We start from the raw sequence: 14,549 nt of genomic DNA, 5'->3' as shown, positions 1-14,549 counted from the left end.
GCCAGCCCGAATTGTTCCTGGTGTCCAACGAAGTGGTCGGGGCCCGCCGGCGGAACCCTCCTGATCAACGACCTCGCTGGCGCACGGTGAATGACCCAACTCGTCCGCCCGGCGATGTCCGGCACATAGATCCAGAGATAGCTTCCGGGGGGTGGCCTGATCAAGATCACCTACCGGGCGATGCCCTCGCCCTCAGCCCAACGTGTCCTCCGCCCGCTGAGGGAAGCGTTACCGTTCTACTCTCTGCCACCGACTGCACTCTGGCCCAGTCAGCTCGTGAGCAAGGTGTCCAGGTACTCCTGGACCGGCTCGAAGAGCCCGTACGGCACGTACTCGGGGATGTCGGCCAGGGCCACCCATGCGAACGCGTCCAGTTCGTCCGTGTCGACCACCTCGGCGACGCCGCTGACGACCGCGCATGCTGTGTACGACATCAACCGGCCGGTCTTGGGGTGCACCCGTTCACCGAGCAGCTGGTTGGCTTTCACCGTCAGTCCGGTCTCCTCCTGGGTCTCCCGGACGGCGGCCTGCTCGGCTGACTCGCCTGCTTCGATCTCCCCGGCCGGGAACTGCCACGAGAGCTGTCCCTCGCTGACGCGGCGCCGGACCATCAGTACTCGCCCGGCGTCCGTCACGACGGCTGCGGCAATCCCGGGCCGCTCTTGGGCAGTCTGCTCAGTCATTTGTGCTCTCCTCCAGGGCGGCCAGGACGGGTGCAAAGATCGTATCCACCGGGATGAAGCGGGTCAGGGCATTTCTCGGAACCCACATGACGTCCATGTTCTCCACTGTGTCGCTGTTGGTCGCCTCGCCGGCCAGGTATTCGCACAGGAAGTACTCGCACATCACTCCGGTCACCGGATGCAGCCGCTGGCCAAGGGCTTGCCGTACCGCGCAGCGGACCCCGGTCTCGTCGAGGGTCTCCCGGACCGTGGTGGTCTCGGCCTTCGTGCCTGGCTTGATCACCCCGGCTGGGAACTGCCATCGGATTCCGGATGTCTCGTCGTCGCGGCGGCAGACCAGGAGGACGTCGGTTTCGCGGGTGACGATGGCGATGGCTACGCGTAGCGCCTGGGCCGCTGGGGTGTCCGGAAGGGCCGGTGCGTGGCTGGCCCGCTCGCTTGCTATCGACGTCTGGAAACGCTGGCGCGCCGCCGCTGGGGCTCCTTCGTGCAGATGGTCGAGGAGCTGCTGGACCTCTGCGCGGGGGACGACCGTCGGATCAGCGTGCCACGCCCCGACAGTCCTCACGCCGATGCCGAGCTGAGCTGCGAACGCCTCGTTGGTCAGGCGCAGAGCAGCTTGCAGCAGGCAGGCGTACCGCCCGCTCCAGGCTTCGATCACGTCCATGGGTGCCCTCGCCTTGCTGCGGCCAAAGTGCCGGACATGTGCACCAAACTGCATTGCCAGCGCACTGGAGCTGCCTAGTGGTCGGTAGCCACCTGCAGCAGACTCGGATGCATGAAGTACACGCTCATGCGCAACAACCAGTGGACTGCCGCCGGCACCAGCGCCTCCTGAGGCCCGGCCGCGTTCTCTTCCAACGCCTTCGTCCAACTGCCCGACGCTCCGACCATAGGAGAGCTCTGTCATGGAAAGCGACATTTCACGCATACCTTCCATCGACCTGCTCGGGGAGCAGATCACCGAGATCCTCGCCAACCCTTCCACCACACACGGTCTGGCCCGGGTCTTGCGCGCCGCCGCCAAGGAAATCGAACTCAGCCGCTACCACCGCGTCAGCCAGCGAGCCTGGCCCAACGGCCTCGATCTCGACCTCGACCAAGGCCCCCTCAAGGTCCAGATCGGCGGCGGCAGCCACCGGCTCGACGGTTTCTACAACATCGATCTGGTTCCGCCGGCCGACCTCCTCTGGGACGTCCGCGAAGGCATCCCGTTGAAGGAGGGCAGTGTCGAACTGCTCTTCTCCGAGCACTTCCTGGAACACATCGACTACCCCCGCTCCGCCAAGCACTACGCCCACGAGACCCACCGCGTCCTCGCGCCCGGCGGTCAGCTGATCACGGGCGTGCCGGACGCCACGTTCCTGCTCCAGCAGCACCCCGCCCCGCCGGAGCAGACCACAGAAATGGTCCACCGCTGGTACGCCAAACGCGACTGCCTCGGCGACATCAACACCTATCTGGACCTCATCAACTACGTCTTCCGCGACCAGGACGACGATCCCACCTACACCCCCCCATCTGTGGGCTTACGACCACGAGAAGCTGGTGCAGCTCTTCACCGAGGCGGGCTTCACCTCCGTGGAGCCCTGGCCGTTCGATCCAGCACTGGCCAACCCGAAACGCCGGTGTGGCAGCGTCTACGTCACCGCGGCCAAGTAACACGCATCCACCAGGAACGGCTGGTGGCCGGCCACAGTCCAGGAACCAGCTTCCCCTAGCCCCAGCCCCGCCATCGCTCACACAAGCGATCTTGTAGCGCGTCACTGACGCATGCCCACATACCGAGGAACAGCAAAAGGCCCAGGTCACGGGCTACGTGACCTGGGCCTTGAGTGAGCCGCCTTCGGGATTCGAACCCGAGACCTACGCATTACGAGTGCGTTGCTCTGGCCAACTGAGCTAAGGCGGCGAGCCGGTCCATGACCGGCAACGGAGGACAGTCTACACAGGTCGCGGACCTGGTCGTGACGAGCATCGGCGGGGGCCGCCGGCGGCGGCGGTCAGCCGGCCGAGGCGGTGGCCAGGGTGGCGGCGAAGCCGATGAAGACGGCGGCCACACCGGCGCTGAGGCCCGCGGCGAGGCGGCGACGGCGGCGGAAGGTGTTGGCCAGGTAGGTGCCGGCGAGGATCAGGGTGGTGAGGTAGAGCACGCTGTAGCACTGCAGCGTCACGCCGAGGATCGCGAAGGAGACCGCGGGGTCGTGGTAGCTCGGGGAGACGAACTGGACGAAGAAGGAGAGCAGGAAGAGGATCGCCTTCGGGTTCAGCAGGCTGACGATCAGGGCCCGGCGGAACGGTCGCTCGCGGTCCCCGGCCGGGTCGGGCTCGGCGGGGCGTCGGGGGCGTCCGTCGCGGCGTGGCGGTCGCGCCACAGGCTGCGGGCGGAGGTCAGCATCCCGTAGCCGAGGAAGAGCAGGTAGCCCGCGCCGAGCAGCTTCACCGCGTCGAAGACCAGCGGGGAGGTGCGCAGCAGCGAGGACGCGCCGAGCGAGGTCAGCACGATCAGCGTGCTGTCGCCCACCAACACGCCGCAGGCGGCCCGGAAGCCGGTGCGGATGCCCTTGCGGGCGCCGACGGACAGCACGTACATCGAGTTCGGCCCAGGGACCAGCACGATCAGCAGGGCGCCCAGCGCATAGGTTCCGTAGTTGATGACCCCGAACACGCCACAATCCTTTCGTCGCACCGACCACTGGCATGACGAAAGGATTGTGGCACTATTTCGGTCCTTACCGGACCCGTTTGCCGGGGAGCGTCGGCCGACGGCTACTGGCAGACGGTTCCTGCGGCCGGGGGACTGTCGGTGAGCAGGTAGGTGTTGACGTCCGAGTCGATGCACTGGCTGCCGCGCGAGTACGCGGTGTGCCCGTCGCCGTTGTAGGTCAGCAGCGTGCCGGAGTCCAGCTGCGCCGCGAGCGCCTGCGCCCAGGCGTAGGGGGTGGCCGGGTCGCGGGTGGTGCCGACCACCAGGATCGGTCCGGCGCCCTTCGCCGGGATGGTGTGCGGCTCGCCGGTCGCCTTGACCGGCCAGTAGGCGCAGCTCAGGCCGGACCAGGCGAGCGAGGCGCCGAACTGGGCCGAGGACTGGAGGTAGCCGGGCAGCTGCTGCTGGACCTGCTGCGGATCGCTCGCGGCGCCCGGCAGGTCCAGGCAGTCCACGGCCGCGTTGGCGTACATCAGGTTGCTGTAGTGGCCCGTGGCGTCGCGCTCGTAGTACTGGTCGGACAGGGCCAGCAGGCCGGAGCCGTCGCCGCTCTCGGCCTGGGTCAGCGCGGTGCGCAGCTGCGGCCACTGCTGCTGGTCGTACATGGCGGCGATCACACCGGTCATGCCCAGCGACTCGTCCAGCGTCCGGGACTGCCCGGTCGGCAGCGGCTTGGCGTCGAGCGAGGCGAAGAGGGTGTCCAGGTTGCTGTCGGCCTGTGCCACGGTGCTGCCGAGCGGGCAGCCGCTGCGGCTGACGCAGTCGCGGGCGAAGGCGTTGAACGCCGTCTCGAAGCCCCCCGCCTGCTGGCTGTTCAGCTCCAGCGAGGTGAGCGAGGGGTTCATCGCGCCGTCCAGCACCATGTGCCCGACCCGGCTCGGGAACAGGCCGGCGTAGGTGGCGCCGAGGAAGGTCCCGTAGGACTTGCCCAGGTAGTTCAGCTTGGCGTCGCCGAGCAGGGCCCGGGCCACGTCCATGTCACGGGCGGCGTCGACGGTGCTGACGTGGTCCAGCAGCTTGCCGGAGAGCCGCTCGCAACCCTGGGCGAAGGCCTTGTCCGCCGCGACCAGCTTGTCGACCTCGGCCGGGGTGGTCGGGGTCGAGTCGACTGCGGTGTAGGCGTCCATCTGCTGGTTGCTGAGACAGGTCACCGGGGTGCTGCGGCCGACGCCGCGCGGGTCGAGGCCGACGAAGTCGTAGGAGTCCCGGACCGGCACCGGGTAGGTCTCGGCGGCGTACTCGGCGTACTGGACGGCCGAGCCGCCGGGGCCGCCCGGGTTGATCAGCAGCGAGCCGAGCCGCTTGTAGCCGTGCCCGGCCGCAGGACTGCGGGCGAGGCCGAGGGTGATGTCACCGCCGGACGGGTTCGCGTAGTCCAGCGGCACCTTCATCGTGGCGCACTGGAAGCCGCTGTCGCACGGGGTCCAGCTCAACTTCTGCGCGTAGTACCGCTGGAGGTCGGCCGGGATGGACGCGGCCAGGGGCTGGAGGACCGGGGCGGTGGCGGCGTCGCCGGAGGTCGGCGAACTGCTGGTGCCGCTCGCGCCCACCGATCCCTTACCGGCCGCGGACGGACCGGTACCGGCGGAGCTGCACCCGCTCAACGCCAGACCCGTGACCACCAACGCCGCTGTGGCCGCCTGCCGCAACCTGCTCATCGTTTCTCCCGCTCTTCGAGTACGCCAAAGGTATCGGCACAACTGGCTACGCCGACCTACGCCGACCGGGAGCTCAGGGCCATCTGCTCGGTCAGGTAGTCGACCGCGAGCCGGCACAGCCGGACCCGCTCCTGCTGGTCGTCGACGTCGCGCACGCTGTTGGACAGCCGCACCTGCTTCTGCGGCAGCCCGGCGAGCGCACGCCGCAGCCGGGCCGCCGTCGCCTGGCCCGCGCTGTCCCGCTGGGCGACGGCCAGCAGCAGCCGAACCGTGGACTGCGCCCCCGACCGCCCACCGGACCGCACCGGCAGCAGCGGATCGTAGGCCCCGCTCACCCCGGCCCCGGCCGCATAGGACTCGGGCTGGGCCAGCTCCGTCCCGACCGCACAGGCGGCGCCCGGACCCACGCCCAGCACGCCCCAGGACCGCGCGCCGGCTTCCACATGGAACGACCGGGCCACGGCGGCCCGGAGCCGGTCCCCGTCCACCGGGCCGGCACAGCCGGGCAGGACCACGACGAAGGGGTTGGCCCGGCCCTCGGCCACCCCCGCGATCAGCCCGGCCAGGACGTCCGGCAGCTGCCCGTCGTCGACCTGGACGACCAGGGCCTGCAGCGGATGGCTGTGGTGCGGGTACTGCTGCGGAAGCCAGACCCGCAGCTGCCCCGGATAGCCCGGCAGCACGCCCTGCCTCAGCTCGCCCCCGGCCGGATGACCGACCGTCACCATGCCCGCGAGGGGCGCGGTTGCGGAGGCGGGAGCCTGGGCCGCCGCCGGGGTCGGGCCGGCGGCGGCGGCGGGGTGCGGACGGCGGTGCGGACGGGGGCCCGGGCGTCGGAGGCGACGGCCCGGTCGGCGGCGACGGCGAGGGACGCCGGCACGGAGCGTGCCGCGACGAACTGGACCCCGCCGACCGTCGCACAGACCAGGGCGACCAGCGCGGCCGCTCCGCGCACGGCGGCGCCGACATAGCGCGGCGTCAGCTCGTAGGCCAGCACCGACCGTTGCTCGCGCCAGCAGCGTTGTGCCGCGCAGCCCAGCCACATTGCCGTCGAGACGCCCGCCACCAGTAGCACCGCAAAGATCACTTGAAGGCCATCCCCAACCGGGCCGGTCCCCGTCACGCTCCGCAGCAACTGTCACCCGATCGGGCGACGGCCGAAAGAGGAGCGACCGGGACGAGGCGGCCCTGACGCACCAAGTGGGGCGCGCGGGCATGAGGCCCCGGCGTGAGGCCCCGGCATGAGGCCCCGGTCGGTACGAGGCCCGGCGGGGAGCCCGGGCATGACGCGCGGTCAGCCCGCGCGGAGCGCCACCGTCATCGCCTCGACCGCCAGCAGCGGGGTCACGTTGCGTTCCAGCGCCCGGCGGCAGGCCAGCACGGCCTCGATCCGACGCAGCGTCGACTCCGGCGTGGACTCCCCCGCGACCCGCTGCACCGCAGGGCGCAGGTCCTCGCAGTTCAGTTCGCCGCCTGCGCCGAACTGCAGGGCCAGCACATCGCGGTAGAAGGCGGACAGGTCGATCAGCGCCCGGTCCAGGGTGTCCCGCTGGGTCCGGGTGGCCCGGCGCTTCTGCCGGTCCTCCAGTTCCTTCATCGCACCGGCCGTGCCGCGCGGCATCCGCCCGCCGATACCGGCCGCCGCACCCAGCGCGGCCCGCATCTCCTCGGTCTCCTTGGTGTCGACCTCCTCCGCGACCTGCTTGGCGTCGGCCGTCGCCGCGTCGATCAGCTTCTGCGCCCCGGCCAGGCAGGCGCCGAGGTCGGCGACGCGCATCGGCAGCGCCAGCACCTCGGCGCGGCGCTCGCGCGCGGCGGGGTCGGTGGCCAGTCGGCGGGCCCGGCCGATGTGTCCCTGGGCCGCGCGGGCCGCGAACATCGCCAGCTCCGGCTCGATGCCGTCGCGCCGCACCAGCACGTCGGCGACCGCCGGGACCGGCGGGGTGCGCAGCACCAGCAGTCGGCAGCGGGAGCGGATCGTCGGCAGCGCGTCCTCGACCGACGGCGCGCACAGCAGCCACACCGTCCGGGGCGCGGGCTCCTCGATGGCCTTGAGCAGCACGTTGGCCGCACCCTCGGTGAGCCGGTCGGAGTCTTCCAGCACGATGATCTGCCAGCGCCCGCCTGCCGGGGACATCGAGGCGCTGCGGACCAGCTCGCGGGTCTCCTTGACGCCGATGCTGAGCACGTCGGTGCGGACCATCTCGACGTCGGCGTGGCTGCCGATCAGCGCGGTGTGGCAGCCCTCGCAGAAGCCGCAGCCGGGCACCCCTCCCAGTTCCAGGTCGGGTGAGGTGCACTGGAGCGCGGCGGCGAAGGCCCGGGCCGCCGTCGAACGGCCGGAGCCGGGCGGACCGGTGAACAGCCAGGCGTGGGTCATCCCCGAGGTGTCGCCACCCTCACCGGTCAGCACGGCGCGGGCCGCCCGGGCGGCGGTGACCAACTGCTCCACCACCGCGTCCTGGCCGACGATGTCGTCCCACACGCTCACGCTGTCACTCCGGTGCCCTGTCTGTCTGCCGCACTGCTCGTCCGCTCTGCACCGACCCTAGCGGGCGGCACCGACAGGGCGCGCCCGCCGACGGCTCGACCGAAGGCCCTGCGCCCGGCTCAGCGCCTGCCCCGCCGCTCGGGCTCGGGGCCCTCCTCGCCGCTGTCGTGCCACTGCGCCCACTCGTCACGGGAACCGAGCAGTTCGTCGGTCAGGCTCGGCAGGTTGTCCAGCGGGGTCTCCTCGGCCCAGTCGTAGCGGCCACGCGGCAGCACCGTGGTCGACTCCGGATCGGCGTCGGGCCCGGGCACGGAGACGGCGGGCATCTCCCGGGTCGAGGTGACGTCGGCGGGCGCGGCCACCGGACGGTGACCGGTCTCGACCGTCCCCTCCTCCGGACGGAAGAGCCACTCGGGGACCCGGTCCTGCACGCTCTCCGAGCTGCGCGGCCTGGCCACCCGCCAGGCCTTCGGCAGCGGCGGCAGCACCGCGGTCCGCTCGTTCGCCGAGACCGGTGTGACGCCGGACCCGGAGGCGGACCCGGAAACGGATCCGGAGGCGGCCGCGGAGGCGGATCCGGATCCCGATCCGGAGGCGGAGCCAGTGCCCGGCTCCGAGCCGGGTCCGGATCCGGGCTCGGACTCGGCCCCGGGCGCCGGCTCGGCGTCCGGCTGCCCGGCGGGCTGCCCGGGGGCGGGGCTCGGCGGAACGGGGGAAGCCGACGGCGGGGTGCTGGGCTTCGGCGGCGCATCGGTGACCGCGGGGATCACCTCGGTCAGGGCCTCCGGAGCCGTGTCGGTCACGGCCGGGATCACCTCGGTCCGGGCGTCCGGAGCCGTGGTCTCCACGACCGGCAGCTCGGCGGTCGCGGGCTCGACGACCGGCAGTTCGGCGGTGGGGGGCTCGGCGTTGCCGGGCTCGGCCCGCAGGGCGCCGACCACCGGGGTCTCGACCGTCGGAGCGTCGCCGGAGCCGATCGATGCCGATGCCGCTGCCGCTGCTGCCGCGTCCCGGGCCCGGCGGGCCTCCTCGGCCCGGCGCAGCGCGTCCTCGGCGCGGCGGCGCTCCTCCTCCCGCCTGACCTCGCGCTGGCGCTCCAGCTCGGCCAGGCGCGCGGTCTCGGCCTCGGCGTGGCGGCGGGCGGCGAGCTCCGCCTCGCGGCGCTCCGCCTCCTCCGCGGCCCGGCGGTCGGCCTCGGCCAGGGCCTGCTTGCGGGCCTCCTCGGCGGCGAGCCGGGCGACCTCGGCCGCGCGGCGGTCCTCCTCGGCCTGGCGGGCCTTGGCCTGCTCCTCGGCCTCCATCCGCAGCCGCTCCAGCAGCGCCTGCTTGTCCCGCTCGGCCTGCTCGGCCTCGGCCTTCGCCTTGGCCTCGGCGACCAGTCGGGCGGCCTCGGCCTCCCGGGCCAACCGTTCCTGCTCCGCCTGGGCGGCCTTCTCCTGCTCGGAGAGCGGCAGCTCACGGTCGAGCCGGTGCCGGATGGCGCTGGTCACCGCGGCCGGCGGCTGGCCGGCGTCGACGACCAGGTAGCGGGCGGGATCGGCGGCGGCGAGGCCGAGGAACCCGGCGCGGACCCGGCTGTGGAACTCCAGCGGCTCGGACTCAAGCCGGTCCAGCGCCTCGGTGAAGCGCTCGCGCGCCGCCTCCGGATCGACGTCCAGCAGCACCGTCAGGTCCGGGACCAGGCCCTCGGTGGCCCAGCGGTTGATCCGGCCGACCTCGCTGCCGGACAGGTCCCGGCCGGCGCCCTGGTAGGCGATGGAGGAGTCCAGGTAGCGGTCGGTGATGACCACGGCTCCGCGCTCCAGCGCGGGCCGGATCACCGTCTCCACGTGCTCGGCCCGGTCGGCCGCGTACAGCAGGGCCTCGGCGCGGTGCGAGATGCCGGTGTTGCCGACGTCCAGCAGCATCGCGCGCAGCCGCTGGCCGATCGCGCTGCCGCCGGGCTCGCGGGTGACCACGACCTCGTGGCCCTTGCTGCGGATCCACTCGGCGAGGGCCTGGGCCTGGGTGGACTTGCCGGCGCCGTCGCCGCCCTCCAGGGCGATGAAGTAGCCGTGGCCGGCCTGGTGCGGCACCGGCTGCCGGTCGCCGCGCAGGGCGTCCCAGACGTCCCGGGTGAACGGGGCGACGCGACGGCGGTCGTCGACGCGGGCCAGCACCACCACGGAGAGGACCAGCAGCAGCAGGCCGACGACGGCGATCGCCAGACCCGCGCCGCCGTGGTCGAAGTCGACCGTCGCGCTGTTGTAGTACTGGCCGCCGATGGCCGCTCCCAGCAGCGGGGCCAGGACCAGCGCGGCGCCGACGGCGGTGCGCAGCATCGCGTGCAGGTGCTCGGCGACCTTGGGCTGCCGGGCCTCCTCGGTCTCCTGGTCGAGCAGCGCGCGCCCGGTGCGGACGGCCGTGCCGGCCGCGGTGCCCGCGAGCACGACCAGCACCAGGGCCAGCACGTAGTCGACGACCAGGCCGCTGAGGATCAGCGCGACGGCGGTGGTGCCCAGGGCCAGCGGCAGCAGCCGGCGGCGGCTCAGCGCGGGCAGCACCGACGGGGCGATCCGCAGGCCGAGCAGCGGGGTGCCGGCGGCGGCGAGGACCAGCAGCGCGAAGCCGACCGGTCCGGCGCCGAGGTCGTAGGCGTGCGGTAGGGCCAGGCCGGCGAAGGCGGCCATGGCGCCGACCGCGCCGGTGACGGCGAAGCTGAAGAAGACGGAGCTGCCGGTGCGTCCGCGCGGGCCGAGGCCGAGCGTGGTGTCGGCGGGGGCCCGCAGACCGGTCAGCGGGGACCGGGGCGGCAGGGCTGCGGCCGGGGCGGCCGGGAGGCTCTGCGGGTAGAGCCGGACGGCGGCGGCCAGGAAGATGCCGGCGGCGGCGAAGGCCGCGAGCGCGCCCTGATGGTCGTTCAGCCAGCCGATGCCGGTGGCCAGGCCGTTCTCGATGACCATGACGACGGCGAGGACGACGGCGGCCAGCGGCACGGTCGCGTAGCCGGTCCAGCGGTCGATCCGGCGCAGCGCCGGTCGCTGGTCGAGCGGGCTCGTGCCCGGGTCGGCGGCCGGCAGCAGCTGCGGTCCGGTGGACTCACGGACGACGACGGCGAACCGCTCGGCGACGGCGGCCAGGAAGACGCTGACGAGCAGCCAGATCGTGGCCTGGGACGAGGTCCAGTCCGCCCAGAAGGGAGCGAGTGCGAGCAGCACGACCCGCAGCGCGTCCGCGCCGAGGAGGGTCCAGCGGCGGTCGAGCCGGTGGGTCAGCTGGGCGACCGGCCCGAGCAGGGCGGCGCCGAAGAGGACCGTGCCGACCAGCCGGACGCCGAAGACCGCGGCGACGGCCAGCAGCAGTCCCCGGTCGGTGTCGCCGAACACGCCGTTCTCTCCGGCTGCGGTCCAGGTGAGCATCAGCAGGACCAGCAGCCCCAGCCGGTCGCCGATACCGTCCAGCAGCTGCGTCCGCCACATCCGCCGGTACGGGCGGACACGCAGGACGGCCCGCGCGCGCTCGGTCTCGGCTCGGGCGGCAGGCTGGGGGCGGTCGGATCCGGGTAGTTCCGCACTCGTCATGCGGCCAGCCTAACCGGAGGGGCCGTCATCGTAGGGGTCGTTGAACCGGCGGACGAGGGTTCAGGACAGGCCCGTGACAGACCGGAGCGGCTCGGCGACGGTGACGGAGGACGGCGCCGCTCCGGTCCCGGGAGTGCGGGACCGGAGCGGCGCCGGAGCGGCAACGAGCGTTGGCCGGTGGCTACTCGACGGCTACTCGGCGGCCGAGGCCTGCACCGTCGCGGCCTTCTTGGCGGTGCCTGCCTCCGCCGCCACGGTCTTGGCCGCGGTCTTCTTGACCGTGGCCTTCTTCACAGCGGCCTTGGCCGCCGCGGAGCCGGTCGCGGCCGCCCCGTCGGCGGTCGCCTTGGTGGCTGCCGCCTTCTTCGCCGGGGCCTTCTTGGCCGTCGCCGCCTTCTTGGCCGGGGCCTTCTTCGCCGTCGCCTTCTTGGCCGGGGCCTTCTTCGCGGTCTTCTTCACCGGCCCCTTGGCGCGCTTCTCCGCCAGCAGCTCGTAGCCGCGCTCCGGGGTGATCTCCTCGACGCTGTCCTCGCGGCGAAGTGTGGCGTTGGTCTCACCATCCGTCACATACGCCCCGAAGCGGCCGTCCTTCACCACGACCGGACGCTCGCTGACCGGGTCGGTGCCCAGTTCCTTCAGCGGCGGCTTGGCCGCGGCCCGGCCGCGGGCCTTGGGGGTGGCGTAGATCGCGAGCGCCTCCTCCAGGGTCACCGTGAACATCTGCTCCTCGTTCTCCAGGGAGCGCGAGTCGGTGCCCTTCTTGAGGTACGGGCCGTAGCGGCCGTTCTGGGCGCTGATCTCCACGCCCTCCGGGTCGGCGCCGACGATCCTCGGCAGGCCGAAGACCTTGAGCGCGTCCTCAAGGGTGACCGTGTCCAGGCTCATCGTGCTGAGCAGCGACTGGGTGCGCGGCTTGACCGCGTTCTTGCCGGTCTTCGGCGTGCCCTCGGGCAGGACCTCGGTGAAGTACGGGCCGTAGCGGCCGTCCTTGGCGACGATCTCGTTGCCGCTGACCGGGTCGGTGCCCAGCTCGCGCACCCCGCTGGGCTTGGCCAGCAGTTCCTCGGCCAGCTCGACGGTGAGCTCGTCCGGCGCCAGCTCGTCCGGGACGTCGGCGCGCTGCTCGCCCTTCTCCACGTAGGGGCCGTAGCGCCCGACGCGGAGCACGATGCCGCTGTCGCCCAGCGGGAACGAGCTGATCTCCCGGGCGTCGATCGCACCGAGGTCGGTGACCAGTTCCTTGAGTCCGCCGAGGTGGTCGCCGTCGCCGTTGCCGGCGTCGGCGGCCGAGGGGCCGACGTCGCCCTGGGCGGCCTCGCCGTAGTAGAACCGGCGCAGCCAGGGCACCGAGGCGCCCTCGCCGCGGGCGATCCCGTCGAGGTCGTTCTCCATCTTGGCGGTGAAGTCGTAGTCGACCAGCCGGCCGAAGTGCTCCTCCAGCAGTCGGACCACGGCCAGCGCCAGGAAGGACGGGACCAGGGCCGTGCCCTTCTTGAAGACGTAGCGGCGGGCGACGATGGTGTCGATGATCGCGGCGTAGGTGGAGGGGCGGCCGATCTCGCGGTCCTCCAGGTCCTTGATCAGCGACGCCTCGGTGAAGCGGGCCGGGGGCTTGGTGGCGTGGCCGTCGGGGTTGATCTCCTCGGCGCCCAGGGCGTCGCCCTCGGCGACCGGCGGCAGCCGGCGCTCACGGTCGTCCAGCTCGGCGTCCGGGTCGTCGCGGCCCTCGACATAGGCCTTGAGGAAGCCGTGGAAGGTGATGATCTTGCCGGTGGCGGAGAACTCGACGTCCCGGGTGGTCGCGGTCCGGGCGTCGGTGGCGGTCCCGCCGACCTTGACGGTGACCGACTGGCCGACCGCGTCCTTCATCTGGGAGGCGACGGTGCGCATCCAGATCAGCTCGTAGAGCCGGAACTCGTCGCCGCGCAGCCCGGTCTCGGCCGGGGTGCGGAAACGGTCGCCGGAGGGGCGGATCGCCTCGTGCGCCTCCTGCGCGTTCTTGACCTTGCCGGTGTAGACCCGGGGCGCGTCCGGCAGGTACTCGCGTCCGTAGAGCTGCTCGACCTGGGCCCGGGCGGCGTTGACGGCCGTTTCCGAGAGCGTGGTCGAGTCGGTACGCATATAGGTGATGAAGCCGTTCTCGTACAGCTTCTGCGCCACGTCCATCGCCCGCTTCGCACCGAAGCCCAGCTTGCGCCCGGCCTCCTGCTGCATGGTGGTGGTGCGGAACGGCGCGTACGGGGAGCGGCGGTAGGGCTTGGACTCGACGCTGCGGACCCGGAAGTCCGCGCCGGCCAGTCCGGCCGCCAGTGCCCGGGCGGCCTCCTCGTCCAGGTGCAGGACCTGGGCGGAGCCGGCCTTGAGCCGGCCGAGGGAGTCGAAGTCGCGGCCGGCGGCGACCCGGCGGCCGTCCACGGAGGACAGCCGGGCGCCGAAGGTGCCGGGGTCGCCCTCGGTCGCGGTGGCCGAGGAGAAGACCGCGGTCAGGTCCCAGTAGGAGGCCGAGCGGAACGCCATCCGCTCCCGCTCGCGCTCCACCACCAGCCGGGTGGCGACGGACTGGACGCGGCCCGCCGAGAGCTTCGGCATGACCTTCTTCCAGAGCACCGGCGAGACCTCGTAGCCGTAGAGGCGGTCGAGGATCCGGCGCGTCTCCTGGGCGTCGACCAGGCGCTTGTTCAGCTCGCGGGGGTTGTTGACCGCCGCCTGGATGGCGTCCTTGGTGATCTCGTGGAAGACCATCCGGTGCACCGGCACCTTGGGGCGCAGCACCTCCTGGAGGTGCCAGGCGATGGCCTCCCCCTCGCGGTCCTCATCGGTGGCGAGGAAGAGTTCGTCGGCGTCCTTCAGCAGCGACTTGAGCTTCGCGACCTGGGCCTTCTTGTCTGCGTTGACGACATAGACCGGCTCGAAGTCGTGCTCAACGTCGATGCCGAGCCGGCGCACCTCGCCGGTGTAGCCGTCGGGTACCTCGGCGGCGGTGCCGGGCAGGTCGCGGATATGCCCGACGCTCGCCTCGACCACGTATCCGGGGCCTAGGTAGCCCTTGATCGTCTTCGCCTTGGCCGGCGACTCGACGATCACGAGTCGCCGTCCTTCGCGTGCGGTCTCGCTGGTCGGGGACACCTTCGCTCTTCTCTCCCGGTCGTGTGGGGGGCCGTCGGTCCGCTTCACTGAGGAAACGTCCCTGAAAGCGGAGTGTGACCGTACCCAGGTCCCCCTTGTCAAACGGACGCTTGCCGCTCTGCCGTCGGTGGAACCCACCCGACGCCACTCGAACGGTAACCCGAGAGCGGTCGTTCCCGCTGGGCAGATCACCGTCGACGGTCGTGGGTATGGCTCAGAAGAGGCTGGGGATTGGCCGGACCTGGGCTGGTCGACCACGGTTTACCGCTGTCTGCCCTGCTGTGTGCTGTGCTGTGCAACTGTGCGCTCGACGGACCGGACGCG

10 protein-coding genes, 1 tRNA gene and 1 pseudogene are annotated in these 14,549 nt (G+C 72.2%); 1 reads left to right on the top strand and 11 read right to left on the bottom strand.

Annotation, left to right across the window (positions count from 1 at the left end; all coding sequences use genetic code 11):
• Positions 1-269: 269 nt before the first annotated feature.
• Positions 270-683: an NUDIX hydrolase gene (locus tag BS75_RS23050; RefSeq protein ID WP_034089615.1), complete on the bottom strand. Its 414-nt coding sequence runs from the start codon at positions 681-683 to the stop codon at positions 270-272.
• Complete coding sequence (locus tag BS75_RS23045) at positions 676-1,350, bottom strand: NUDIX hydrolase (RefSeq protein ID WP_034089614.1); 675 nt, start codon at positions 1,348-1,350, stop codon at positions 676-678. The genes BS75_RS23050 and BS75_RS23045 overlap by 8 nt, the downstream gene beginning before the upstream one ends.
• Before the next feature lie 241 nt (positions 1,351-1,591).
• On the opposite strand from BS75_RS23045, the pseudogene BS75_RS43480 reads away from it, so the two are divergent.
• Positions 1,592-2,345: pseudogene (locus BS75_RS43480) on the top strand (class I SAM-dependent methyltransferase).
• 176 nt (positions 2,346-2,521) lie between these two features.
• On the opposite strand, the gene BS75_RS23035 reads toward BS75_RS43480, so the two are convergent.
• The 9 genes from BS75_RS23035 to topA all read right to left on the bottom strand — a co-directional run bounded on the left by BS75_RS23035 (position 2,522) and on the right by topA (position 14,225).
• A tRNA-Thr gene (locus BS75_RS23035) sits at positions 2,522-2,595 on the bottom strand.
• Between the two features lie 91 nt (positions 2,596-2,686).
• Positions 2,687-3,058: a LysE family transporter gene (locus BS75_RS51950; protein ID WP_331281435.1), complete on the bottom strand. Its 372-nt coding sequence runs from the start codon at positions 3,056-3,058 to the stop codon at positions 2,687-2,689.
• Positions 2,965-3,351 (bottom strand): LysE family transporter, encoded by a 387-nt coding sequence (locus BS75_RS51945; RefSeq protein ID WP_331281434.1) that lies wholly within the window; start codon positions 3,349-3,351, stop codon positions 2,965-2,967. Before BS75_RS51945 ends, BS75_RS51950 begins: the two co-directional genes overlap by 94 nt.
• Before the next feature lie 101 nt (positions 3,352-3,452).
• Positions 3,453-5,048 (bottom strand): alpha/beta hydrolase, encoded by a 1,596-nt coding sequence (locus BS75_RS23025; protein ID WP_034089613.1) that lies wholly within the window; start codon positions 5,046-5,048, stop codon positions 3,453-3,455.
• 56 nt (positions 5,049-5,104) lie between these two features.
• A complete protein-coding gene (locus BS75_RS23020) occupies positions 5,105-5,776 on the bottom strand; it encodes a hypothetical protein (RefSeq protein ID WP_156164279.1) in 672 nt (223 codons plus the stop codon).
• Positions 5,770-6,135 carry a hypothetical protein gene (locus BS75_RS23015; RefSeq protein ID WP_156164278.1) on the bottom strand — a complete coding sequence of 122 codons (366 nt, stop codon included), beginning with the start codon at positions 6,133-6,135 and terminating at the stop codon, positions 5,770-5,772. Before BS75_RS23015 ends, BS75_RS23020 begins: the two co-directional genes overlap by 7 nt.
• A 207-nt stretch (positions 6,136-6,342) precedes the next feature.
• Positions 6,343-7,539, bottom strand: coding sequence for a DNA polymerase III subunit delta' (locus BS75_RS23010; RefSeq protein WP_034089610.1), 1,197 nt, complete (start codon positions 7,537-7,539; stop codon positions 6,343-6,345).
• A gap of 119 nt (positions 7,540-7,658) precedes the next feature.
• Entirely contained in the window at positions 7,659-11,099 is a 3,441-nt protein-coding gene (tmk, locus tag BS75_RS23005; protein WP_034089609.1) for a dTMP kinase, read from the bottom strand.
• A gap of 192 nt (positions 11,100-11,291) precedes the next feature.
• Positions 11,292-14,225 carry a type I DNA topoisomerase gene (gene topA / locus BS75_RS23000; protein ID WP_034089608.1) on the bottom strand — a complete coding sequence of 978 codons (2,934 nt, stop codon included), beginning with the start codon at positions 14,223-14,225 and terminating at the stop codon, positions 11,292-11,294.
• Positions 14,226-14,549: the final 324 nt, after the last annotated feature.

Source organism: Streptacidiphilus albus JL83, from assembly GCF_000744705.1.
In the GTDB taxonomy this organism is placed as follows: Bacteria; Actinomycetota; Actinomycetes; order Streptomycetales; family Streptomycetaceae; genus Streptacidiphilus; species Streptacidiphilus albus.
The sequence above is the reverse complement of the archived record's forward strand: the minus strand, read 5'-3'. Positions and strand labels throughout refer to the sequence as shown.